This window comes from Amycolatopsis sp. NPDC114478 (genome assembly GCF_055633805.1).
The window spans coordinates 1-2943 of the sequence record NZ_JBVKDO010000055.1 but is presented as its reverse complement, the minus strand read 5'-3'; the positions used below and the strand labels follow the sequence as shown (position 1 = coordinate 2943).

At 73.0% G+C, this 2943-nt stretch carries 1 protein-coding gene and 1 pseudogene; one reads left to right on the top strand and one right to left on the bottom strand.

Features of this window, described 5'->3' with window-relative positions; genetic code table 11:
- The first annotated feature begins 251 nt into the window (after nt 1-251).
- Nucleotides 252-2176, top strand: a pseudogene (locus ACZ7OH_RS51825) (ABC1 kinase family protein).
- Here ACZ7OH_RS51825 and lepB read toward each other — a convergent pair.
- A complete protein-coding gene (gene lepB / locus ACZ7OH_RS51820) occupies nt 2083-2799 on the bottom strand; it encodes a signal peptidase I (RefSeq protein ID WP_470287726.1) in 717 nt (238 codons plus the stop codon). The pseudogene ACZ7OH_RS51825 and the gene lepB overlap by 94 nt on opposite strands.
- Between the last annotated feature and the right edge of the window lie 144 nt (nt 2800-2943).

Genomic DNA, 2943 nt, shown 5'->3' with positions numbered 1-2943 from the left:
GTCGTCTGGGCGTTGCTGCGCGACGGCCGTGAATTCCATCCTTCACCACCGGGCACGGCCACAGCTGCCGCTTGACACGCTCATTGAGACTCCTCAGGTCCGTTTAGAGAACACTCAACCGTGGTTCGCGCGACCAGGTTAGAAGTCCACGGACACCCCGGCCACGGCCGAAAGTAGCTCCCTCGCCGGAGGGAGCCGCATCCCGCCGCCGCGTGAGCCGTCCGGATGGGCCGAGGTGGTCTGCTCGTCCCATGGACATCCTGCTGGGCCTGCTGACCCTCCCGCTCTACGCGCTGGTGCTGTGGCCGCTGGTGGTCGCGTCCCGGCGGGTGCTCGGCGTGCGGATCGGCGCCGTCCGCGCGCTGTGCGGGGCCGCGTTCGGCTGGCTCGTCGCCGGCGGCATCGGCCGGGCGTTCCCGGTTTCCCTGCTGCACAACGGCGGGGCGGCCGTCGGCCTGCTGATCCCGTTGGCGGCAGCGCTTTCCTCGCGACGCTGATCTTCCTGTTCGTCGCCGAGCTGGCCCTGCCGGGCGGGTTCCGGCCGCGGTCGCTGCGCGCCAAGCTCCGGCGCGCCCGCCGGTACTCGCAGATCAGCCGGATCGCGCTCAAGCACGGCCTCGGCCGCCACCTCGCCGGCCGTCGCGACCCCGGGGTCCGGCACGCCGAGCTCGCCCGGTCGCTGCGCCGCGCGCTGGAGGAGGGCGGCGTGACGTTCGTGAAGCTCGGCCAGCTGCTCTCGACGCGCGCGGACCTGCTGCCGCCGGTGTTCGTCGACGAGCTCGCGAAGCTGCAGGACCGGGTCGCGCCCGCGAAGGCCGACGCCGTGCGGGCCGTGCTCACCGAAGAGCTCGGCGGCTCACCCGACGACGTCTTCGCCGAGTTCGACCCGGAACCGCTGGCCGCCGCGTCGGTCGCGCAGGTCTACCGGGCCCGGCTGCGCGGCGGCGAGGACGTCGTGGTCAAGGTGCAGCGCCCGGGGGTGCGGGAGCAGGCCGAACGCGACCTCGACATCGTCCGCCGGGTCGCCGCGGCCCTCGAGGAACGCGCGGACTGGGCGCGCTCACTCGGGGTCGCCGAACTCGCCGACGGGTTCGCCGAAGCGCTGGCCGAGGAGCTCGACTTCACCATCGAAGCCCGCAACATCGCTGCCGTGGCCGCCACTTCGTGCCCGGACGTCGCGCTGCCGTCCGTCCACAAAGCACTGTCCACCGAGCGCGTGCTCGTCATGTCCCGATTGGACGGCAAGCCCTTGGAAACGGCCCCGGCGGCCGACCGCAAGCGGCTCGCGCGGGCGCTCCTGGGGTGCCTGCTCGACCAGGTGCTGATCGGCGGCGTCTTCCACGCCGACCCGCACCCGGGCAACCTCATGCTGCTGGCCGACGGCCGCCTGGGCCTGCTCGACTTCGGCTCGGTCGGCCGCCTCGACACCGGGCTGCGCGGCGGCATGCAGAACCTGGTGCTGGCCCTCGACCGCGGCGACCCGGCGGCCCTGCGCGACGGCCTGCTGGAGATCGTCGACCGCACCGGCGACATCGACGAGCAGCGCCTCGACCGCGCGCTCGGCGCGCTCGTCGCCCGCCACTTCGGCCCCGGCCGCTCCCCCGGCCTCGACCTGTTCACCAGCCTGTTCCGGGTCGTCGCGGACTTCCGGCTGAGCGTGCCGCCGCCGGTCGCCGCGGTGTTCCGGGCGCTCGCCACCGTCGAGGGAACGCTTTCCGCGCTGGACCCCGCGTTCGACGTCCTGGCCGAGTCCCGCGCGTTCGCCGCCGAGCAGGTCGGCGCCCGGCTGCGGCCGGACTCGCTGCGCCACACAGCGCTCACCGAGGTCATGGCGCTGCTGCCGGTGCTGCGCCGCCTGCCCCGCCGCGTCGACCGCATCGGCGCCGCGCTGGAGGAGGGCCGGCTGTCGGTGAACGTCCGGCTGTTCTCCGACGAGCGCGACCGCGACGTCGTCACGACGCTGGTGCACGAGGTCCTGCTGGCGTTCGTCGGCGCGGCGACCGGGCTGATGGCCGTCCTGCTGCTGACCGGCGAAGGCGGGCCACGCGTCGTCGCCGAACTGACGCTGCACCAGGTGTTCGGCTACAACCTGCTGGTGATCAGCGCACTGGTGGGGTTGCGGCTGCTCTTCGTCGTCTTCCGGCGCTCCGGACGGCGGTCACGATCAGCCCGATGACGGCCGCGGCGACCAGGAGGAGCCCGCCGAGGATCCACCACCGCAGGGTGGTCAGGGTGCCGTCGGCGTACGGGGCTCCCGGTAGGCCCGCGTCGGTGAACGCGGTGACCGGGGTCAGCGGCTTCGGCGCGGCGACCGTGCCGGTGGCGACCACGAACCCGGTGACGCCGGATAGCCGCACGGGCCCCCTTGTACCGCGAGTCGGCGGAGTTGCCGCGGTTATCGCCTTCGACGAAGACCGTGCCCTCGGGAACCTTGGCGGAGAACGGGAAGAGACCTTCGTGGCCGGGGGTGATGTAGGGCTCGGTGATCGGTTTGCCGTTCACCGTGAGGTGGTCGCCGGTGCAGCAGGCGACCGTGTCCCCGGCGACCCCGACCACGCGGACGATGCTGACTCCGCCGGTGCTCGCTTCGGCGTACGCGCTCAGGTCGATGGCGACGAGATCCCCGCGGTGCACCTCGGCGCCGTCGTCCTGGCGCACGACCAGGCGCTCGCCGGGCGCCAGGGTCGGGCGCGAGTTCTCGCTCTTCATCACGTAAGCGTGGTAGCCCAGGACCATCCGGCCCAACCCGTAGGCGCCGGCCCCCACCCCGAGCACCGCGACGGCGATCAGCACCAGCACCACGCGCAGGCTCGAGCGCGGTTTCGGCGGCGTGGGAGGGGCGGGTGGGAAGGACTTCCCAATGGGGGTTGTCAAGTCACGCAGCCACCGAAATCGGAGGTGAAGCGTGGTAGCCAGCGTCGTCGCGGAGCATGGCCCACAGGA